The sequence below is a fragment of the Thermogemmata fonticola genome, assembly GCF_013694095.1.
In the GTDB taxonomy this organism is placed as follows: Bacteria; Planctomycetota; Planctomycetia; order Gemmatales; family Gemmataceae; genus Thermogemmata; species Thermogemmata fonticola.
Genome location: NZ_JACEFB010000001.1, coordinates 241,468 through 264,283 on the forward strand (window position 1 = coordinate 241,468; position 22,816 = coordinate 264,283).

12 protein-coding genes are annotated in these 22,816 nt (G+C 60.3%); 6 read left to right on the plus strand and 6 right to left on the minus strand.

Features of this window, described 5'->3' with window-relative positions; genetic code table 11:
• Positions 1-179: 179 nt before the first annotated feature.
• The 5 genes from H0921_RS00905 to H0921_RS00925 all read right to left on the minus strand — a co-directional run bounded on the left by H0921_RS00905 (position 180) and on the right by H0921_RS00925 (position 9,456).
• Positions 180-3,932, minus strand: a complete 3,753-nt coding sequence (locus H0921_RS00905) for a serine/threonine-protein kinase (protein WP_194536144.1) — start codon at positions 3,930-3,932, stop codon at positions 180-182.
• A 368-nt stretch (positions 3,933-4,300) separates the two neighbouring features.
• Positions 4,301-5,707: a magnesium transporter gene (gene mgtE / locus H0921_RS00910; protein WP_194536145.1), complete on the minus strand. Its 1,407-nt coding sequence runs from the start codon at positions 5,705-5,707 to the stop codon at positions 4,301-4,303.
• A 121-nt stretch (positions 5,708-5,828) separates the two neighbouring features.
• Positions 5,829-6,701 carry a pantoate--beta-alanine ligase gene (gene panC / locus H0921_RS00915; protein WP_228498883.1) on the minus strand — a complete coding sequence of 291 codons (873 nt, stop codon included), beginning with the start codon at positions 6,699-6,701 and terminating at the stop codon, positions 5,829-5,831.
• A complete protein-coding gene (cyaB, locus tag H0921_RS00920; protein ID WP_194536146.1) occupies positions 6,698-7,309 on the minus strand; it encodes a class IV adenylate cyclase in 612 nt (203 codons plus the stop codon). Before cyaB ends, panC begins: the two co-directional genes overlap by 4 nt.
• Positions 7,310-7,506: 197 nt before the next feature.
• Positions 7,507-9,456, minus strand: coding sequence for a phospho-sugar mutase (locus tag H0921_RS00925; RefSeq protein ID WP_194536147.1), 1,950 nt, complete (start codon positions 9,454-9,456; stop codon positions 7,507-7,509).
• 262 nt (positions 9,457-9,718) lie between these two features.
• Between H0921_RS00925 and mnmG the strand changes: the two genes are divergently transcribed.
• From mnmG to H0921_RS00955, 6 genes are all read left to right on the plus strand, one after another.
• Positions 9,719-11,551, plus strand: coding sequence for a tRNA uridine-5-carboxymethylaminomethyl(34) synthesis enzyme MnmG (gene mnmG, locus H0921_RS00930; RefSeq protein ID WP_194536148.1), 1,833 nt, complete (start codon positions 9,719-9,721; stop codon positions 11,549-11,551).
• A gap of 793 nt (positions 11,552-12,344) precedes the next feature.
• Entirely contained in the window at positions 12,345-12,926 is a 582-nt protein-coding gene (locus tag H0921_RS00935; protein ID WP_194536149.1) for a response regulator, read from the plus strand.
• A 143-nt stretch (positions 12,927-13,069) separates the two neighbouring features.
• Positions 13,070-14,791, plus strand: a complete 1,722-nt coding sequence (locus H0921_RS00940) for a sensor histidine kinase (protein ID WP_228498933.1) — start codon at positions 13,070-13,072, stop codon at positions 14,789-14,791.
• Positions 14,792-14,944: 153 nt separating this feature from the next.
• A complete protein-coding gene (locus H0921_RS00945; RefSeq protein WP_194536151.1) occupies positions 14,945-15,682 on the plus strand; it encodes a ComF family protein in 738 nt (245 codons plus the stop codon).
• 206 nt (positions 15,683-15,888) lie between these two features.
• Positions 15,889-16,881, plus strand: a complete 993-nt coding sequence (locus H0921_RS00950; RefSeq protein WP_194536152.1) for a DUF1573 domain-containing protein — start codon at positions 15,889-15,891, stop codon at positions 16,879-16,881.
• A 293-nt stretch (positions 16,882-17,174) separates the two neighbouring features.
• Positions 17,175-20,651 carry a pyruvate carboxylase gene (locus tag H0921_RS00955; RefSeq protein WP_194536153.1) on the plus strand — a complete coding sequence of 1,159 codons (3,477 nt, stop codon included), beginning with the start codon at positions 17,175-17,177 and terminating at the stop codon, positions 20,649-20,651.
• Positions 20,652-21,431: 780 nt separating this feature from the next.
• On the opposite strand, the gene H0921_RS00960 is transcribed toward H0921_RS00955, so the two are convergent.
• On the minus strand, positions 21,432-22,562 hold the full coding sequence (locus H0921_RS00960) for a Gfo/Idh/MocA family protein (RefSeq protein ID WP_194536154.1): 1,131 nt from the start codon (positions 22,560-22,562) through the stop codon (positions 21,432-21,434).
• Between the last annotated feature and the right edge of the window lie 254 nt (positions 22,563-22,816).

The window sequence follows — 22,816 nt, forward strand, 5'->3', positions numbered from 1 at the left end:
GGCAATCCAGCTATTCCGGCAGCCGGTGAATGGCAGCGGTCAAGGTCGGCAAATGGCCTCGGCGCGGTGAATTGAGGCCGCAGAAGGCAGCGAGCGGCATCGGCATAAAAAACAGGGGCGGCATAACACCCCTGCCCCGGTTTTTTGCGCCGCGATCTACGCTGTTGCGGAACCTGCGGTCACGACGATTTCTTGGGCGGGACCAATTCCACGATTTCGACCTCGCGAATCCAGAGAGTGTTCCCTTCCCCAACGGTGGTGTTGTCGATCACCATCCGGACGTGAACGTTATCGCTGGCCGGTGGCCGCTGGAAGATGAGGGTGGCTGTCCGCCATCGATTTTGGCTGTCATCCAAGCGGACAGAGGCAATCCCTTTGTAGCCAGGAACCAAGTGGACAATGGCTTGCCCTCGACCGTCATTGTGGGTCAGGTAGGCGACCTTCACCTTGTAGTATTTGCCGGGTTCGAGAGGGAGTTTCATGCGGCTTTCTAAGTCGAAGTAGAACTGAGCGGAGATGGTATCATTCAGTCCCGTCAGTCCCAAGGCGGGGACATCATCGACCAGAGCGCGTCGGAACTCGCCAATGGAGCCGTCTTTCCAGCACTGGCAGCCGATGCCATCCGGCAACTGCTCGGTCTCGCCGTTGATCCGCTGGAATTTTTCTTTGACGACGCGGAAGGGGGGGATAGCGGCCACGTCGAGGCGGTACACACGCGGTCCTTCGGGCCAGCGGCTGGGATCATCTTGAGAGCTAGCTGCTGAGGTGGACGGTGGAGGATTACGGAACCCTGTGGGCGCGGTTCCTCGTCCCGCATCCGTGATCGTGACCGAACGGACGAAAAGGATATTGCCGCGACCGGGCGTACTGGCATCGACCAGACAGCGCAACGGCAACTCGCCGCGGGTGGCCACCAGATCCACGGTATTCCAGCGGTCATTCGAGTTGGGCAGATCGGTGCGGAAGGGGACCTTCCAATCCTCGTAGTTTTGGAAGTAGATGTGCCCTTTGGCAGAACCAGCCGTGCGGTATTCCACGCGCAGTCGGACCCTTTGGCCAGGGGTCAATTTCACCCCGACCGCCTTTTCTAGCTCGATGCCGATTTGTGCGGAGAGCACTTCGTTGACATTGACGATCCCGATCGCCTTGCTTCCCGCCACGGTGGTACAAGTCCATTCACTAACGGTTTCGGGCTTCCAGCCGCCGAAGTACACCCCCGCAATGGCTGGGTCTTCGTCGCCGCTGGTGATCGATCGCCCCTGCTTGACGTTTTTGAATTCCGGCAGGTCAGCCGCCCGGAGCTGGAAGAGGATCGGTTCTGTGACCGTGGCGGAGGGCAACTCCGTCACCTTGAGGTCCCGAATTTGGACGTAGGCTTGAGGGTTGTCGTCGTTGTTGTGGAATTCAAAGAAGCCGCCGGTGGCACCTCGGAGGTCCGCGATGATGCTCTCCCGCCTCCAGCTTCCCTGCGTCGGTTGGGGGCGGTAAACATCCCAAGCAGGCCGGCTATCGTTGGACTTGAAGCGAATGTTGAATTGCTGGGGCTGAGTAGTGCAGCGGTATTCCAGCTCCAGGCGGCACACACCGGTGGGGCACTCAAATTCGGGCGTGAAGAGCATGGCTGAACCGCGTCCCTTGAGGTTGCGGATGCTGAGCGCGGGCCGTCCTTGATCTTCGGCCAGTGTGAACTCCATCTCGGTTTCCACACGCCAAGGCCGGGCGCGCCAGCCAGACGGAGCTTCTCCTTCCCGGGAGATTTCCCGATAGTGCCGCTGATTCGTGTTGGGGTCTTGTCGCAGGCCGCAGATAATTCGGAAGGGGCGCTGCTGCCGCAAATCCATGAGGAAGAGGGTGCGTTCTTCCCGCGGCTGTGGAGGAGGTTCCAGCTCCACAATCCGCACCGCGGCGATGGCTACAGGAACAAGCGCGTTCCCCGCTGCTTCGATGGCACAACGCAAAGGTTCTGCTTGACGCGTGAAAGGCAGCTCGGCGGTCATCCATTGCGTGCCCGTGGCAGGAAAGATCCGAAAGCCGGCACTGCGATAGTCCTTGATCGTATGCACCGAGGCTTGAATCTGTCCCGTGGTGCGGTAGTCGATCCGCAAGGCGTATTTGCCGGACGGAGCGAGTTGCAAGCCGAGTCCTCCCTGCCCCGCGTCCCGTTCCAGCTCGAAAGCGATCTGCGCCCCTGTGGCCGTGCTATGGCGAACGATGGTCAGGCAGTCTTTGCCATCGATCGCGGTCCGCGTGAATTCCGCCTCGGTCTCCGGTTTGAGAGCGTAGATGGCAACACCGGCGGGCCAACGCGGGCGTTGCCCTTCGAGGACTTGCCCCCCACGTAGCCGCACCCGGAAGGGAGCTGTATCGGCTGCTTTCCATTCGTAGATGACACGCCCGCTACTCAGGGGCGGTGGAGATGGCGGATTCTCGCGGGCCGGCGGTGGTGTATGCTGGCCCGGCGGTTCTGTTCTGAGCGGTGGGGTCACGGGCGTACCCGCCACTGGCTCGCGGCGGCCACCCAGGTGCCAAGCGGCAATGGCTCCCACGGCCAGGAGCAGCGCTAATCCCGCCGCGCCGAGAAGTATCCCACGCCGTTGCCTGGGCCAGAGCCGCTGCCACGTGTTCCGCTGCTGGACGGAACTCCCTCCCTCGGCGGACGTCCCTCGATTCAAACCGGCCTGACTCGCTAAGGCGGAAACCAGAGACGATGCTCCCGATCGGCGTCCGGACAGGGGCAGGGTCTGCTGTAACGCTGAGTTGCCCGTACGCGGCGTCTCAACTCCTGCCAAGCGAGTCTGGCTCAACTCCCCTAAGCGCACCGAGCTGCCACTGAGGTTTCCGCCGGTGAGATTGACCGCGACCTCCGGTTCCTGGCCGATCTTCGTATGGGAGATGCCCGCGAGCACGCGTGTGCTTCCCGCTGTCCACGGTGCTAATGCTGCGATCACCTCAGCGGCCGTCTGATAGCGATCTTCCGGCCGCTTGGCCAGCATCCGTGCCACCACGTCGCATAATTCCTTCGGAATTCGGCTGTCCAAACTGCTGAGCCGCGGCGCACTGCGGAGTTGATGTTGCAGCAACTTTTGGGTGGTGTTCCCCTCGAATGGCGGCTTGCCAATGATTAGGGCGAACAAAGTCGCGCCCAGGGAGTAGATGTCGGCTCGCCCGTCGATGTTCGGCTGATTGAGGGCCTGCTCCGGCGCTATGAAGTCCGCGGTTCCGACCACCGCGCCTTTGTCTAAGCGTTCGGTCAAATTGTCGGCAGTGTTGTGAGAACGGGCTAGCCCCATATCCAGGATTTTCACCACTCCTTGTTTGTCCCGCATAAGATTGCCGGGCTTGATGTCCCGGTGGATGAAGCCGCGCTCATGGGCGTGTTGCAAGCCAGCAGCCGCCTGAGCGATGTACTCCACCGCCACCTCGTAGGGTAACGCCCCATCCCGTTCCAATACTTGTTGGAGCGTCTCTCCGTCCACATACTCCATGATCAGATAAGGCACGTTGTTATGCCGGGCCACGTCGAAAATGCGGACGATGTTGGGATGGTCCAAAGCGGCAGCCGCCCGCGCTTCCCGGATGAACCGCTCCAAGGCTAAACGCTGATCCTCCCCTTGCGCCGGCACCAGCACCTTGATCGCCACCTTGCGGTGCAGTTCCACATGCTCGGCTAGGTACACCGCGCCCATGCCACCCCGGCCGATGATGTCCTGCACCATATATTGGTTGATGCGGAATCCCTTGTAGCGCCCCGCCAAGAGTTGCCGGGCTTGGAAGGGCGTCAAAATGCCGCGCTGCACCAGGGCATCCGCGACCGCTTGCGGTTCCTCCGGGAAGTCTCTCAGCTTCAAGTGTCCTAACTGCTCTTCGGTCAGGATGCCGCTTTTACGTAATAAGTCCCAGAACTCCGACACAGATGTGGGAGACACAGGCATGGCGACACTCACTTCTCACAAATGTTGAGGACAGATAGCAACTATCAACAATAACTGCTCCATGTCGAGCATAGTGCGCAAAACTTGGCTTCGAGAAAAAACCGCTGTAAATCCGAGGACCTGGCACCGCCGACGCTCTCTTCCTGTTGTCCTGAACCGAATTTTTCACTCGAATCCAAAACGGAGCCATAAGAGTTTGCTAAGAGTGCGAAAGAGGGGAAAAGTATACGCACCTCAGCTCGGTCTAAACTCAGAAAGGAAATCTCATAAGCATCGGTGCTCCTAATACTCGCCGTAGCGGGCAGTCTTGTGTCCGCAAGATGACAGGACAGGGGAATATCACTCTTCCTCAGCGAAATGTCCCGCACTCAGAAGAAGAAAAGGCGGACGAATTGGAAGAAGATCACGATACCGAGGACGTCCGAGAGGGTGGCGATCAGAGGGGCGGACATCAGGGCCGGGTCCATTCCCACGGATTTGATCAGCACCGGCAGCATGGCACCGACGAGCGCGCCAGTCATGCAGATGCCCATCACGGCTCCTGTCACCACGCCGACCAGGTGCCAGAAATTTTCCGCCGGGACTTTTTCCAGGATCGCGTTAGGCGTGGCGAAATAGGTGCGCGCGATAGCCAGAAGGCCGAGGAAGGCCGCCAGGGCCGCTGCCATGACGATCTCCCGCCGCAGGACGCGTAGCCAATCCCGCGTCCGCACTTGCCGCAAGGCCAACGCACGGATGACCAGCGTGGCCGCCTGAGAACCGGCGTTCCCTCCGACCGACAAGCACAGCGGGACGAAGACCATCACGAAGGCTACCGTTTCCAGCAGCGTTTCAAAGTGGGCCATCGCCTCAATGGTGAACATTTGGAGGATGAAGAGCACGGCCAGCCACTTGGCCCGGTTCTTCCACACATGCGTGAAGCGGGCTTCCAGATATCCTTCTTCGATTGGCACGACACCGGCTTGTTTTTGCAAGTCTTCTGTCGCTTCACGGGTGACCACGTCGAGGATGTCGTCATGGGTGACGATGCCGAGCATGCCGAATTTGTCATCCACAACCGGCATGGCCAGGAAGTCGTAGCGGGCGAAGGTCTCAGCGGCGCTTTCCACGTCGGTGTCGTGGCGGAGGGTGACCACCTCGGTTTCCATCAGATCGCGGACCAGTTCCTGACGGGGCGCAAGGATCAGGTCCCGCAGTGACAGAACGCCCAAAAGGCGGCGCGGGGAAAGGCTGCCGTCCGCGCGACGGACCGGTTCATCCAATACATAGATGTAGTAGATGGTCTCCTTATCCGGCGCTTGCGCGCGCAACAGATCGATTGCTTCGGCAGCCGTCACATGTGCGGGCACCCAAGCATAGTCAGTGGTCATCAAGGCGCCCACCGTGTTGTCGGCATAGGGAAAGAGGGAGGCAATATCCCGCCGCTCCGCTTCGTCGATCAGCCGCAGGAGGGCTTCGCGGACTTCCGGCGTCAGTCGTTGCAGCAAGTCCACCCGGTCGTCGTGGGACATGCGGGCGATCAGCTCCGCCAGTTGCGGGCGGACCTTCCGAGCCATCTCCACTTGCAAATGGGGAGGCAGATACTCGAAGATAGCCGCTTGCTTGCGCAGGTCCGCATGACTGAGAATCTCCCAAATCTGCTCCGGGGTGAACTCCCCTTCCAGAGCTTCCGCTACTGTCGCTGGGTGCAAAGACTCGCAAAACGCCTTGAGACCCAAAGCATTCTGCTCTTGCAACATGTGTTTGACTTCCGGGCTAAACAGAGGATGGGACATGATCGCTCTCCGTTGACGCAGTCGAGGTCCAGTGGAACTGCGAAACCCTGCGGGTGCAAACGTTGCGGGCCAAGCAGGTTGAAACGCTGCGAATCAAAATGCCCGCTTGGATCGCGCCGCCTCAATTCAGACGGATGTTGTCGATAAGGCGGGTCGTGCCCAGGAAAACCGCCACGGCCGCGAGGGCCGGGCGGTCGATCTGTTCCAGGGGTTGGAGACTATCCGCGTCCACGATTTTGGCGTAATCGACCCGCGCCTCCGGGATGGCGGACAAGGCCTGGTGCAAGTCTGACTCCAGGCGGGCCGCTTCCCGTTCTCCCTGTTGCACCCGTGCGCGTAGCTCCAACAGGGCTTGGTAAATCCGCGGTGCGACTTGACGCTGGGCAGCGGTCAGATACCGGTTGCGCGAACTGTAAGCCAGGCCATCGGGTTCCCGCACCGTCGGCAAAGTTCGCAGTTGCACGGGAAGATTCAGATCATGGATCATCTGGCGAATGATCCGGGCCTGTTGGTAATCCTTCTCACCAAAATATGCCACGTCCGGCTGAACAATCTGGAACAGTTTCAAGACGACAGTGCACACGCCGCGGAAATGGGACGGTCGGCTGGCGCCGCAGAGTACTTGATCTAACTCCGTCACTTCGACGTAGGTTCGATAGGGAGGCGGATACATCTCTTCGACCGAGGGGGCGAAAATCAAGTCGGTCCCTTCCTCCCCACAGAGCTGCTGGTCCGCCTCCAGGGTGCGCGGATAACGGGCGTAGTCTTCGTGGGGTCCGAACTGCGTCGGATTGACAAAGATGGACACCACCACATAGCCGCACTCTTGCCGGGCTGCGCGGATCAAAGCCGCATGGCCGGCGTGGAGCGCTCCCATGGTCGGAACGAAGCCGATGGTCTGCCCTGCTCGCCGGGCTTGAGTTACCTGCTGGCGCACCGATTCGATCCGCTCCACTACCAACGGCTTGCGGGGACCATTCATACCGACACTCATGATGTCACCTTAGAGTCATTGGCATCAGGACTCGATTGAGCATGATCTAAGTTATTCTGGGTTTGCGCTTCCAAAACCATCTGCAAATACGAACGCAATTCCCGCTGGTGCAATCCTAATTCCTGGGTGATCTGCAAGAGTGTAGCTTTAGCTTGCTCGTAGTTCTCATCTTCTGTCAGGATTTCCACTTCGACAAATGAGCCAACTTGGTATACATCGTCAAAGCAAATCTCGACGGGAAACCCCCGCCGTTGCAAGCGATAGACCTGGCGGCGTTTGGACACCGTAGCGACGTAGCGGAAGCCGAGGGCGATGAGAAAGTCCCGCGCCTGCCGGGCCGTCTCTTGGCCATTGGCCAAAGGCACCTCGATTTCCGGCCTGGTTTTCGTCTGCGAATCCCGCCGCGGACCCTTGTAAGTCAGGCGATTGGTCTCCCCAACACAGCGCAAGCGCAACGCCTCATCTGTCTTGCGGAAGTCCTTGTGCGGCGCGTTGAAGTAGTGGTCCGTCTCGATCCGTTCGCTTGGCTCCTCTGCCCCCCATTCCGCCAAGCGTTGGCGCAAGGCATCGGCATCGGTCAGGCGGTAGCGAATTTCTACTTCCAGCATCTGAGATACCTATTCACTGCATGCTTCATATTAACTTCAATAATAAGACCACAACACAATTATCCCATGAGAAATCTCTAGAATCTACACGGTATATCATCGTGTTTTCGACATTTAGTATCGAGCTATCTTCCTGGAGCGAGGCAGTAGGGTCTATATAACTCGTTCTCCTCCTGTTGTGTTCCCAGGCAGGTCCCTTATGGTGTCAGACCGATATGCCCCAGTGCCAAGCGCAGGAAGTGATCGGCCAGGGTGGCGCTGGCCTCATCGGCTTGTCGTTGCCAGGCTGCCCACTCCGTCTCGGACAGCTCCGGCGGGCATGGCGGCGTGCTAACCTCAAAGTAGGCCTTGGCCTTGGGTTCGGTGCCGCTGGGCCGCAGGCAGATCTTCCCTGTCATTCCCCTGTCACCTTGTAGGAGAAAGACGAGGAAGTTCCGAGCGGCGCGATCCGTGTCGCCCTGGTAGGGGCCTAAACGTCCCTGTTCATCGAGCAGGTCCTCGAAGCGCGAAACATTCCAGCCAGCGATGCGGGCCGGCGGCGAACGGCGCAGTTGATCCATCATCCGCTGCATCTGCTGCTTCCCCTCGACTCCCGTAAGGGCGATGTTGCGTAGCTCGTTGCGGAAGTAACCGAAGCGGCGATGCAGTTCTGCCAGCAGGGCTGGTAAGGTGGATTGGCGGCGCTTTTGGTCCAAGGCGGCTTCCGCGAGCAATAAGGCCGCTCCTGCCGAGTCCTTATCCCGGATTTCCGGGGTCACCAGTACGCCGTGGCTTTCTTCCGTGGCAATGACGAAATCTTCCAGGCTGCCGCGCACGTCGCCGTATTGTCCCGTGCTTTCCAAGCGTGCCAGTACATCCGCGTGGTATTTGAAACCGACCAGCAAGTCGTTGATCACCTGGGCACCGAAATGCTGGCCGATCCGGGTGATCAGGCCCGTCGTCACGAGCGTGGTGATGACGATGGGGGCGTTCGGCAGCGCTTCGCGGGAGGCGAGTTGCTCCAGTTTGAACCAGGTCAGCAAGGCAGCGATTTCCTGCCCTGTGAGGAAGTGGTACGGCGGTCCGCCTTCAGGCCGAGTACTGGCGAGACCGCCGAGGCGATCCGCATCCGGGTCGGTGGCGATGACCAGGTCGGCGGCGTGCTCGCGGGCCACCGCTTCCGCCCGATCCAGGCACTCCGGCACCTCCGGGTTCGGAGTTTTCGTTACGTTCGGGAATTGACCATCCGGTGTCATTTGCTCTGGCACAGGGATGGGGCGGAATCCTTGGGCTTCCAGCACTTCCCCGGCGCAGAAGGTGCCGCAGCCATGCAACGGCGTGAATACCACGCGGATTTCATCGAACCGGGGCGGCGGGATCAGCGACTGCTTGCGGCACAAGGCGATGTAAGCTCGGTGCGGGCCGTCGTCCAGGAAATGCACTTTCCCCTGGCGCACCGCCTCTTCCCACGGCATGTGCCGGATCACCCGTACTTGCTCGACGCATTCGCTCATGATCTGATCTTCCGGCGGCACCGGCTGGGCTCCAGCCTCGTTGTAAAACTTGCTCCCGTTGTCATCCGGAGGATTATGGCTGGCGGTCATGTTCAGCCCGCCGTGTGCCCGCAGGTGGCGGATGGTGAACGACAGCTCCGGCGTCGCCATGTAACGGGGTGAATCCGGTGGCAGAATGTGGACGTGAATCCCGTTGGCGGCATATACACCCGCGGCGTAATGGCAAAAATCCCGGCTGGACAGATGTAGCACCGGATTCGGCAACTGCGGGTTGTACACCCCCCGACGGTCCTCGAAGCGCCGCACGTCATAGGCCAGCACGACTTGCAATGGGCGAACATCTGGAAAGCGCTGGTGCAAATAGTCGCAATGCCCCTGGACCGAAGCGCCGAGCGTCCACAGATTCATCCGGTTCGGGCCGATTCCCACCGCACCCCGACGCCCGCCGGTCCCAAAGGGCAGGACCTGGTAGAAGGAATCCAGTAATAGGGACCAGCGTCCGTTTTCGATCAGCCACTGAAGCTGCGGCACGTAGGGGGCGAACTCCGGTTGTGTCAGCCATTGTTGCAAGTAGCCCAGAGCCTGCTGCCGCAGGGAATCATCCACCTCTAGCGAAGCGAAACCCGCTCGTGCGGCTTCGAGCCAGTCGTTCATGTTCGGCCCCTGTTTTTGCTCCCCAGAAAGGTCGCAAACACCGCTGATCCTAAGATACGACACGGCGCTAGTGCTGATAGAAGACACCGTTACTGATAGGATATGAGTAGAAACTGTTGGGGCATGCCGGGCGGCCACGATTCCGACGACGCGAGTGCTCTGTCTGGAACCGGGGGGATCGGCGCGGTCCGGCCCGCCCTCATCGGAAGCTGAGGTCACAGGTTCGGAGCCAGGCTAGGAGCGAGTGCGAGGTAGGATAGCGGTGAGTCGGTTGGAATATCGTTACGATGTGGTGGTCGTGGGAGCCGGGCATGCGGGCGTCGAAGCGGCGATGGCCTGCGCCCGGCTAGGATTGCGCACCTGTCTGCTCACCCTCAACGCGGACACGGTGGCGCAGATGAGTTGCAATCCGGCGATCGGCGGCGTGGCCAAAGGCCAAATCGTCCGGGAGATCGACGCTTTGGGTGGAGTCATGGGGCTGTGCACCGATGCCAGTACCATCCACTTCCGCATGCTCAACGCTTCCAAAGGGCCGGCCATGCATTCTCCCCGCGCCCAGTGCGACAAGAAACTGTACCAGTTCACCATGAAGCGCCTGGTGGAAGAACAATCCAATCTCACTCTCCGCCAGGAGTTGGTTGAAGGGCTGATCTTGGAGCCGTATCAGGACTCATCCACACCGGCCCGCCTGCGGGTTCGCGGCGTAGTTTGTCGGGGAGATACGCACTACTTCGCGGAGGCGGTGGTCCTCACCACGGGGACCTTTCTCAAGGCGATCATGCACACGGGCGAGGCCAAGACGCCGGGAGGTCGGGCCGGCGATGTCTCGGCGGAAAAAATGAGCGAAAGCCTCGCGAGCGCCGGCTTTGAACTGTCCCGCTTCAAGACCGGTACCCCTTGCCGGCTCAACGGGCGCACCATCGACTTTTCCCAGTGCCAAATCCAACCGGGAGAGACCCCGCGCCCCTTCAGCTTCCGGACGGAGCGCGTGACCCTGCCCCAACTTCCCTGCCACGCCACCCATACCACGCCGGAAGTCCATGAGCTGATCCGGGCCAATCTCCATCGCGCCCCGATGTACAGCGGCCAAATCCGCAGCCGAGGCCCGCGCTACTGCCCCAGTATCGAAGACAAAGTCGTGCGCTTCGCCGACAAAACCAGCCACACCATCTTCCTCGAACCGGAGGGTCTCAACACCTGGGAATACTACTGCAATGGGATTAGCACCAGTCTGCCGAAAGACGTGCAGGCGGCCATGCTCCGGCTAATTCCCGGCTTGCAGAATGCGGAAGTCATGCGCTGGGGTTATGCCGTTGAATACGACTACGCTCCCCCCACGCAATTGTTCCCGACGCTGGAAACCAAACGGGTCGCGGGGCTGTACTTCGCCGGACAAATCAACGGCACTACCGGTTACGAGGAAGCGGCGGCTCAGGGCTTGATGGCCGGGCTGAACGCCGCCCTCAAACTCAAGGGCCAGCCCCCGCTCATCCTCGATCGCAGCCAGGCCTACATTGGCGTCCTGATCGATGACCTGGTCACCAAGGGAGTTGATGAACCCTACCGCATGTTCACTTCGCGAGCGGAGTACCGCCTCATGCTCCGCCATGATAATGCGGACCGCCGGCTCACGCCCATCGGCTATCGCATCGGTTCCGTCGATGCCACGACGTGGGAGCGCTTGCAACGCAAAGAACAACGGATCGCCGAGCTGCAAGAGTATCTCCGCCAGCATTCCCACGACGGGATAACCCTAGAAGCCTGGCTCCGTCGCACGGAGATCACCTGGACCGACCTGTGCGAACGCCATCCCCCCTTGCGGGTCTGGGAACAATACCCAGAGGTGGTGGAGCAGGTATGCCTGGAGGCGAAGTACGGCGGGTATATTCAACGGCAGGCGGCGGAGATCGAGCGTTTCCGCAAGCTGGAGAACAAGGCCATCCCCCCGCATTTTGACTATTTCGCTGTGCCCCAGTTGCGTTACGAGGCCCGTGAGAAATTGAGCCGGATTCGACCAGCCAGTCTGGGCCAGGCAAGCCGGATCAGTGGCATCACCCCCGCCGACCTCGCAGTGCTGTTGTTTTATTTGGAATGAGTTGCTATGAGGGGTCCCGCACACAGGGAAACCGGGGTAACGGGCGCGGGTTCGTTCTCGGCTCAGCCGCCAAATACCCCACCCTACCCCGCCTCCCGTGGCGCGCATCGGCCCTCTTCCCCTCCCTCTTGGACCTATTCTTGGGAAGAGCGGCGATGGCTGTCCCCATCCTGACCTTGCCAAGTGGTCAGGGCCATGCTATCCCGCAAAAGTCGGTCCCCGGAGGCTATCCTCCTTGACAGGGGGCTGAACGGTTGGGCCAGACGGAAGGACCAACCCTGAGGTCCCTCCTGCACAGCCGGATACCCTTGGGTGCAGCCAAAATACACCAAACAGGCAAACTGGCGAGTTTGGATTGAGGAGGACCGATCAGGCTGCCGATAACAACAATGATCGACTCCGCGGGATAGGCTATGCTAGAAGACTGATAGAACTTGACGAACGAGGTAAGGTGAAGGTACTAGAGGTTCTGGCAAACCTGAAGGGAGTGAGAGGAAAATGGGGAGCGTGGCAGTCCGAGAGCGAAGCATGGCTGACTCTTGGGGCAATCCCGCTTGGCCGACATTTTCTCTCACGTTAGGATGCCATCAGAGACCGACGCGTCAGTGGGGCCAGACCTCGGATCGCCTCGCCTCACACGCCGTCCTGCCAGAGTGGCAAGAGAAAGTCTTGACCTCTGGCTCCTCATTTCGGGAATGCGGTAAGTTTTTGGGAAGGGATTCCGGTCCCCAACGGCAGTGACGCACGGACAGGGACCGCACAACGCCGGTCAAGCCGGCAAGGTGGGTTGACTATGAAGACTGTATTTACCACGGGAGAAGCTGCGAAAATCTGCAAAGTGTCCCAGCAAACGATCATCCGCTGCTTCGACAGCGGCCAGCTCAAGGGCTTCCGCGTGCCCGGTTCCAAGTTCCGGCGGATTCCCCGCGAAGCTCTGTACAAGTTCATGAAGGACCACGGCATCCCGACCGATGCCCTCGAAAGCGGCAAGCGCAAGGTCCTGCTGGTGGATGACGAGCCGGACCTGGTGGCGACCATCAGCCAGGCTTTGCAAGAGGATGGCCGCTTTGAGGTCCGCATCGCCTCCAACGGCTTCGATGCCGGCATGATGGTCAAGGAATATCACCCCGACATCATCATCCTGGACGTGATGCTGCCGGACATCAACGGACGGGAAGTCTGCCACCGCGTCCGCTCCGACCCCAACATGGAAGATGTGCGCATCATTTGCATCTCCGGCATGATTGAAGAGGACAAGGTCCAGGAGCTGAAACTGGCGGGTGCGGATGACTTCCTCGCCAAGCCGTTTGATATTGACGTCCTGATTGAGAAGATGTGCGCTCAGCTCGGAATGGAGTCGAACATGCTGGTGTGACCTTGTCTGCAAGGTGGGGAAAGCCGCAGGAGATGTACCGCTTCTGGATTCTCCTGCGGTAGCAGGCCTGAAAATGAACCTGCTCGCCCAATGGAACCTGTAGAGAACCAGTGGCTCCAAGGAAGGAGTGCCGCGTGCCTGGGATGGCGGTCGGGATGGCGGCAGCCAATCTCCCTTGGCTGTGCCCTCGAACCGACAATTTGATCGCTCTGGCGGACAAGCCGGAGACGCTTCCCCAGCGAGCTAAGCTGGACCCGGCCCTCGCCCTGCTTCTACTGCGCCTTGCTCCCAGCCTCTCGTTTCCGCAAAATTGGACCGTGGCTGAACTCGCTTCCCCGCGCTTGCCGGCTTGGGTTCTCGCTTACCTCCAGCGGCCAGCATGTGGCGTTCTCCCCTGGTCCAGCCATGCTTGGCAACGCCTGTGGCAATGGGCCTGTCAAGCGGCCCGACAGGCTGCGGCGGCGGCACGTCAATCCCGGCGGGTGTCTCCCTCCCAAGCCTATTTCGCGGCCCTCTTGGCGCCTTTGGGCTGGTATGCCGTCGCGGCCATTGACCCGCTGGCTCTCGGCGATGTCCTTCATGACCCGCAAGCCCAGCATGCTCCGCGGACTCGGCAACAGGCCACGTGGGGACTGGATCATGCCGCCATCGCCCGGCGTTTGGCCCTCCGCTGGAATCTACCTCCCTGGCTCTCCGAGATCGTGGGGAAACTCCACCTGCCCTCTTCCCTCGCCTCCCAATTCGCGGAGAATGGCGAGGTGCCGCCGCTGGTTCCTCTCGTGCAGTGGGCCTGGCGGGAAGTGGAACGGGCCGACCCTGCCGCCGCGGCGCTGGGTTTGACGCCGGAAACCGATACGGAGGTCCTGACCGTCACTTCTTCATCTGCGGATGGACCCCCCTTCGCTCCGAAGGCTCTGGCGGAGGGCGCTCCCCGGCTTTCAGACCCTGATGACGGTAAATCGTCACAATCCGAGAATCCTGCATGTCTGACCGCTGGCAGTACCGCCGATGACCCTTACCAAGTACCCCTTCTCTTGCCCTTGCTGCGGCAAGCGTTGGGCCACCGGCAGCAGCAGGGCGCGACGGTCATCGCCCGGTTCGAGAACGAGGTCGATCAACTCCACGCGGCATTGGAACGCGCCGGCCGCCAAGCAGCCTCCCAGCTCCAGCAAGCCAAATTGGCGGCCTTGGCAGAGTTCGCCGCAGGTGCAGCCCATGAGATCAACAACCCCCTGGCGATTATCACCGCGCAAGTCCAGAACTTGCTCCGCAAGGAGACAGACACTCAGCGCCGCGAAGCCTTCCAGGTCATCCTGAAGCAGTCCCAGCGTATTGCCGACCTGCTCAAGGACGTCATGACTTTTGCCCGTCCGCCGCGCCCGCAACGTAGCCCCGTCCCCTTGACCGAACTGCTTTTGGCTTTGCGGCGGGAACTGCATGAAGTGCTCCAGACCTCGCAGGTCCGCCTGGAAATCCAGGCCGATGATCCCGCATTGTGGTTGAACATTGACATTAAGCAGGTGCTGCAAGGCCTCGGGGCGGTTTTGCGTAATGCGGTCGAAGCTGCGGCGGCAGGGGGCTGGGTGCGGCTCCGCGTCGAAGCGACTCCGGCTTGGCTTCACATCCTCGTGGAGGATAGCGGGCCAGGGCTTTCGCCCGCCGCGGCAGAGCATGCTTTTGACCCCTTCTACTCTGGACGCGAAGCCGGGCGCGGGCGCGGCCTGGGACTGCCCCTCGCTTGGAGACTATTGCAGCAAAATGAGGGCAATCTCCGCTACGAACCCCTCCCAGAAACACCGGGTCGCTTCCGCATTTCCCTGCCGCGTTGTGTCGATCCGCCGGCTCTCCTGCGCCAATCGGCTTAGAATGTACATTCCCTGATCCCTCCGTCAAACTCGCTTTTCCCGCAAATCCCTCGGATGGGAAAGTGTGCCAGAAATCCAACACCTGGTGCGTTTCCTGGATTCTCGTTATCGTTAATGGGCAATCGGTTTCCCTCTTCTCGTAGGTGGGCAGCGATGGCCTGGCCTGGGCACCGGTGGCTGTTCCATGTCACGGAGCTGATCACTCCCAACCGCTGCTGGGTTTGCTTGGCTGGAGAGGCAGAAGGCGGCCCGATCCGGCACGGGCTTTGCTTCTCATGCTGGAAAGAGGTGGCCTCGGACCCTCATCATCGGTGTCGCCGGTGTGCCGCCACGATTGGTGCCTTCACCGAGGGGGATCAAGCATGTCCCACCTGCCGTGCGAAGGACTTGCACCTCGATAGCACAGTGCGCTTGGGGCCTTATGAAGGACTTTTGCGGGATGTCATTCTGATGATGAAGACGCCGATGGGCGAGGGACTCGCGGAGCAGATGGGACATCTTCTGGCCGAGGTCAAAGGCGAGGAGTTGCGTTTGAAATCGTTACATTTGGTGACATGTGTGCCGATGTACTGGTATCGGCGGTGGCAGCGTGGCCACAATCAGGCCGACCGCTTGGCCCGGTGCCTGTCTCAAAGCCTGCATCTTCCGTATGTTCCGCATCTTCTGCGCCGCCGGTACGGAGCGGCTCAGGAGGTGCAACCCTCCGCCTCGGCGCGCTGGCAGAATGTGCGGCAGGCTTTTTCCCTGCGAGCCGGTGCAAACTTGAAGGGGCAGCGCATTCTGGTGGTGGACGACGTCATGACGACCGGGGCGACACTCTCCGCCATCGCCCAATGTCTCCGCCGAGCTGGTGCCGAGGAGGTCCATGCGGCAATCCTGGCGCGGGCTTGAAAGGGTACGGCCGGGAGGTGGCATGCCGAATGGAGAGAAAATAGGAGGGAAGCCGAAAACACCGGTCGTTTCTGTCGATACCGCCCGATTTGCTGCAAGGATGGCAGTTTGATCGGGGGATAGTGGTTGTGGCATTCGATGAAACAGCACAGGGGCAGGCACTCCGTGGGGGCGGAGTTCTGCCCCACAACATGGGGGAACCTGACATGCTGCGCCTGCTGAGTTCGATTGTGGTGACGGTGGGGGTGATCACGCCTGTATGGGCCGGTGGAGCTGCCGATCTGTTTAGCGAACGGGTCAAAGATTTCGGCGCTTCACCGCGAGGCGTTTTGCTGGTGCATTATTTTCGCTTCACGAACACGACAGGCCAGCCGCTGGTTTTGGGCACTCCGCGGGTTTCCTGCGGTTGTGTTTCCGTCGCACTCAGCAACCAGCGGGTTGGTCCCGGCGAAACGGCTGCGGTGATTGCCTATATGGATACCCGTAAGATTCCCACACCCAATACCATCAAGAGCGTAACCATCTACGTTCCCTTCCTGAGTCCAACTGTCGAAGAGGTGACACTGCGCGTGCAGACCATCGCACGGGATGACCTGAGTATCACACCAGACACCATCGATTTCGGCACGCTCCCCAGCGGACAAGGAGGACGGCGCACCGCGACCATCACCTTCCAAGGCGATGCCAATTGGCAGATCACGTCGGTAGCGAGCACGGGAGGCTATGTCCAGGCTGAGTTGTCTCCCCCGCAGCGCCAAGGCCACCGCGTCAGTTACACTCTCACTACTATCTTGAGCAAGGATTGCCCGCCGGGGAACTGGATTTGCGAGCTGATCCTGCGGACGAATCACCCCGGCACGCCGCACCTGCGACTTCCTGTCACGGTGGTGGTGACGCCTCCGGTGGTCGTTGCCCGGCCTCAAACGGTGACCTTCGAGCGCCTATCAGTAGGCCAGACTGCCGAACAACGCCTGACGCTGGAGGCCGATCGTCCCTTCCGCATCCTTCGGGTCCGCGGTGCGGATGAGCAAGTGCAGGTCACCCTCGATGCCGACCGGCAAAGCCAATCCCATGCGATCTCCATCACGGTGCGCCCTCAAGGCCCCCAACCTCTGCACCGGACGTTGGAGTTTCACACCGATAACCCCAAGCAACCGATCATTCCCGTTATTGTCCGCGCTCCCAACATCGCGCCCTAAGGTTCCGCCTTTGCAAAGGTTGGTCCGACCAACGGCATCACTCCATGCTGCTCCCACCTCTCTCAGTTTTGGCAGGGCTGCGATAAAACCCGCAGCCATCTTTCCACTGCCCATCCCTCTGTAAGCCGATTGCTTATCCCCTCAACCTTCTGCTGTTTCTGGACACCAAGAGACTTTGGGCGTGCTGGGTCCAAGTCTGCGTTGGTACCCCAGTGACACCACCGCGCCATGTCCCTTGGGCCTTTCGTTGATAAGATGTAGGTGCTAGAGAGAAATCGAGAGGTCGAGGTGTTATGAGAGCAGGTGTCGCACCGCCATTTCAAAAGTTACTAGTGGCCAATCGGAGCGAGATTGCCATACGGGTTTTTCGTTCGGCTCACGAATTAGGCATCCGTACAGTGGCGATTTATTCGCATGAGGATCGCTTTGCGTTGCATCGCTTCAAAGCGGACGAAGCTTATCGAGTCGGCAAAGCGGGGGAACCGATTCGTGCCTACCTGGACATTGCAGGGATCGTGGAGTTGGCACGGCATGTGGGGGCGGATGCCATCCATCCCGGTTATGGCTTTTTGTCGGAGAATGCGAATTTTGCCAAGGCCTGCGCTGAAGCGGGAATTACCTTCATTGGCCCGCGTCCGGAAGTGCTAGAGCAGTTAGGTGACAAGGTCATGGCACGGGCCATGGCACGCCAAGCTGGCGTCCCGGTTCTCTCTGGTAGCGATGCGCCGGTGGGCAGTCTCCACGAAGCCCGCACTCTGGCGGAAAAGCTCGGTTACCCCGTGATCATCAAGGCCGCCATGGGAGGAGGCGGTCGGGGCATGCGTGTGGTGCAGTCTCCAGAACAACTGGAGGATGCTCTCACGGCCGCTCAGCGAGAGGCGGGCAGCGCATTTGGCATCCCCGATGTTTTCCTGGAAAAATATGTCCGGCGAGCGCGCCACATCGAAGTCCAACTCCTCGGAGACCGGCATGGCGGCTTGGTCCACCTCTACGAACGCGATTGTTCTATCCAGCGGCGGCACCAAAAGGTGGTGGAGATCGCGCCGGCTCCGAAGCTACCCCATTCCGTGCGGCAAAGCATCCTGGACGCCGCCTTGGCCATTGGCCGGGCCTGCCGCATCGACAATGCAGCCACTGTCGAGTTCCTCTACGATGTCGATGCCCAGACATTTTACTTCATCGAGGTCAATCCGCGCATTCAAGTGGAACACACGGTGACGGAACAGATCACCGGCCTGGACATCGTGCGTTCCCAAATCCTCGTGGCGGCCGGCTACCGTCTGAGCGATCCCTGCCTGGGATTGGAACAGTCGCGGATCAGCACGCGGGGTTACGCCATTCAGTGCCGAGTGACGACGGAAGACCCGGCGAACAATTTTGTCCCGGATTACGGCCGGCTCAGCGCCTACCGCTCCACGGGCGGCCCCGGTGTGCGACTCGATGCCGGTACGGCCAATCCCGGTGCTGTGATCACGCCGTTTTACGATTCCTTGCTGGTCAAGGTGATCACCAGCGGCCTGAGCTATGAGGAAGCCGCCAACCGGATGGAGCGCTGCTTGCAGGAGTTTCGCGTACGCGGAGTCAAGACGAACATTCCCTTCCTCATTAACCTGGTGACGCACCCCCAGTTCCTCGCTGCGGAGATGACCACCCGCTTCCTGGATGAAACCCCGGAGTTGTTCCGCCTGCCGACGCGACGGGATCGCGCCACCAAGCTACTGTCTTACATTGCCGATGTTATCGTCAACGGTCATCCCGATGTGCCGGACCCTTCCGTTCTCCGCCGCGACCGCTGGGATCGGGCCTTGCAGTGGGCACACCCCTTGCCGGGCAAGCCCCGCCAGGTTCCGCCCGGCACCCGCGACAAACTGCGGGAATTGGGACCGGCCCGCTTCGCCCAATGGGTGCGGCAATCCCGACGGCTCTTTGTCACCGACACGACGATGCGGGATGCCCACCAATCGCTGCTGGCCACACGCATGCGGACCTTCGATATGCTGGCAGTGGCCGATCGCTACGCCCAGCACCACGCCGATCTTTTCTCCCTGGAAATGTGGGGCGGAGCCACCTTCGACACCGCCATGCGCTTCCTCAAGGAGTCGCCCTGGGACCGCCTCATCCGCTTGCGGGAACGCATCCCCAACATCCTCTTCCAGATGCTGCTGCGGGCCGCAAATGCTGTGGGATATTCCAACTATCCAGACAACGTCGTCGTGGAGTTCGTACGCTTGGCGGCTCAGGCAGGAATCGATGTCTTCCGAATTTTCGATGCCAACAACTGGCTGCCGAATCTGCAAGTGGCCATCGACGCCGTGCTCAACCAGACCGAAGCGCTTTGCGAAGCCGCCATCTGCTACACCGGGGACATCCTCAATCCTAAGCGGGACAAATACACCCTGAGATACTACGTGGACTTGGCGAAACAACTGGAAAGACTCGGCATCCATCTGTTGGCGATCAAGGACATGGCCGGGCTGCTCAAGCCTTATGCCGCCAAGAAGCTGTTCCGGGCCTTGCGGGAAGAAGTTGGCGTGCCGCTGCACTTCCACACCCATGACACCGCCGGAGGGCAGATCGCCGCTTATCTGGAAGCCGCCGAAGAGGGCGTCCACATCGTGGACTGCGCCTTCGCTCCCCTGGCAGGAGGAACATCCCAGCCGAGTCTCAACGCTCTGGTCGAAGCCCTGCGCTACACCGAGCGCGACACCGGGATCGACTTCGATTCCCTGCAAGAAACAGCCAACTACTGGGAGGCGGTCCGCAGTTACTACGCCCCCTTTGAGACCGGACAGTTGGGCAGTTCCGCCGAAGTTTATCTCCACGAGATGCCCGGCGGGCAGTACGCCAATCTCTATCAACAAGCGCAATCCCTGGGACTGACAGACCGCTGGCACGAAGTCGGCCGTCTCTACGCTGCCGTTAATCAGCTCTTCGGGGACATCATCAAAGTCACGCCCACCTCGAAAGTGGTCGGGGATATGACCCTCTTCATGTTGGCCAACAATCTCACCCCGGAGGATATCCTCGACCCGAAGCGGGAATTGTCGTTCCCCGAATCGGTCGTGGAGTTCTTTGAGGGGAAGCTCGGCCAGCCGCCGGGCGGCTTCCCCAAGGAGTTGCAGCAGCGGGTCCTCCGCGGACGCAAACCCCTGACGGACCGCCCCGGCGCCCTGCTCCCGCCGGTCAACTTCGCGCAGGTGCGCCAAGAGCTGGAGGAAAAACTCCGCCGACCGCCTTCCGAATACGAGGTGATCTCTTACGTCCTCTATCCCAAAGTCTTCCTGGATTATGCCCGCGCCACCGAGCGCTACTCCGATCTGAGCGTGCTGCCCACCCCAGTATTTTTTGGCGGACTGCAACCGGGCGAGGAGGTCAGCATCGACATCGAACCCGGCAAGACGCTCATCGTCAAATACATGACCACAGGGGATCCACAACCCGATGGCTATCGCTTCGTGTACTTCGAGTTGAACGGCCAGCCGCGGGAAGTGCTCGTCGAGGATCGTTCTCTTCAAGAGGGCAAGACCGCCCGGCGTCCCAAGGCCGATCCCCAGGACCCCAAGCAACTGGCCGCTCCCATGCCAGGCGCCGTGGTCCGCGTCGCCGTTGGAGTTGGAGAAGAAGTGTCCGCCGGGCAGAAACTCCTCACGCTTGAAGCCATGAAAATGGAAACCACTCTCTACGCGGAACGACCGGGACGGGTCGCGGAAGTCCTCGTCCGTCCCGGCATGCAGGTCGAGAGTGGCGATTTGCTGATCCGTTTTGAATGAAGGAATGCTCAGGGTCAATACCCTGCTCCCCCCAGCCATCATCCGGTGGCAAACTCTTTGCGTCGAGTCATAGCTCGAACGATTGCGGGCATTCCTTTGCTCTGGTTTGGGCTTTCCTTAGCTCCTTTGTTGGCATTCCTTGCTGTTCGTCATTATCTTGGATCCTTTTTTCCATCCTTGCGGATCATCGTTTGCGTGCCATGGCACCATTTCAGGCTGTGCGTCCTGCGCCCTTGATCGCATCCTGCGCTTGCGGGGATGGGGCTTGGAAGCACCCATCGCCGTCACATTCCAGGGCCTTCCTGGCATGTTAGCGTTGATGCGTCCGTGCCATTTTTGTGGCTAGCCATGTTTGCCACCGGGGTGATGACCGGGGTCCAACAGGGCTGGATGGACTCTTACGGACAACTTGCCGCCGAATGTTGCCGCTTGAGTCCAGGTGATCGCGCGACACCTTGCTGATATTATGAACAGATATGTTCACCCGTCAAGAGCCTTTTTCCATTTTTTTCCATTTTTATACTGGATTTATGGACACAATAGTCTGGATTGTCAAATCCAAAGTACAAGAGTTTGTCCGCTTGCGGAAGGCGGCCCCGAATCACTCAGGACGTGTAGCGGTACTCGCCCTGAGTAAGGCTTGACTCATGATGACATCATGTTGGCAGCAATAGGAAGTGAGACAGAAGCGGAGGGTGTTCCGGCGAGGCAAAACCCCCGCTCAGCCTGCCGGGAGCGTTCTTACAGGCTGCGGGAGTCCGGGCGCCAAGGGGGGAGGAATCAGTATTGCGGGATGATCACCCGTTCGCCGCCTTTCATGGCGCTTTCGTGGGCACAGATGCCGACGAGGGTCCAGTTGGCTGCGGTGGGAGCATCCGGGAAGGCGGGTTGCTCGCCGAGCACAGCCATGAGGAAGTTATGGGCCAAATGGGGATGGCTGCCGCCGTGTCCGCCGCCCTGGACGAAGCTCAGGTGGGTTGCATCGTGGATGGCCCCAGTGAACTTGCGGATCGGTTCGGGGAGCCGGCCGGCGTAATCGGGCACCTTGATTCGGCGGGGGATTTGCGGTTCAGGCAGGCCGCGCATGTGCAACACGGGTTCTTCCCCGTCAAGTTGCTGCCATTCAAAGCTCACATTGCTAGCCATGACATCGAAGCTTTCGCGGTATTGTCGGGCGACATCGTAGAGCGAGCGGGTGACCTCCGCGACGACGTCATGGTCTTTGATCTTGAAGGTGGCGGTTTCCACGGCGAAGGGGGAGTTGTACTTGGGAATGTACTCTTCGCGGATGCGTCCAGAACCGTGGCAGACGACGCTTTCGGCCAGGGCAATTTTTCCCTTAGCGGGATCGGAGAGAATGGCCAAGCAGGGGCTGACGCAGTGGGTGGCGTACCACATGGGGGGCAAGCCGGGCCAATAGCCGGGCCAGCCGTCCATATCTTGCTGGTGGCTGCCGCGCAGGAACTGGATGCGGCCCAGGACGCCTCGATCGTACAGCTCTTTGACGAACAGATACTCGCGGCTGTACACGACAGTTTCCATCATCATGTACACTTTGCCGGTTTGGCGTTGCAGCTCGACGATCTGGCGGATTTCCTCCTTACTGGTGGCCATGGGCACGGTGCAGGCAACATGCTTGCCGGCCTTGAGGGCCTTGATGGTCTGCGGGGCGTGATCGGGTATGGGGCTGTTGATGTGCACGGCATCGATGTTGGGGTCTTTGAGCAACTCGTCGTAGTCCGTATAAGCTTTGGGGACGCCGAACTGTTTTTGACAGCGTTCCAGCTCGACTTTATTCCGCCGGCAGATGGCATACATCTCGGCGTTCGGGTGAGCCTGATAGATCGGAATGAACTCCGCGCCGAAGCCCAAGCCGATGATGGCAACACGCACTTTCTTGTCGGTAGCCATGACCCCCTCCTTTCTCAATGCTAACGTTATGTCATCATAGTAGGACCACACCGGCGGTCTCAGCTCGGCTCTGGATCCAGCTTTGGTTTTGGAATCCAGGGATCCGAGCTATCCTGATCCGGGGTTGCTCACCATTGTCGCAAGGCAGCCGCCTTCCGTCGAGAGTGGGGCTAAGTCCTGCACTTGAGGCGCGCGGGTTGCCGGCCTGCCCTTACGCTTTCCCTCGCCGGGAAAGGTTCGGAGCGCAAGTCTCG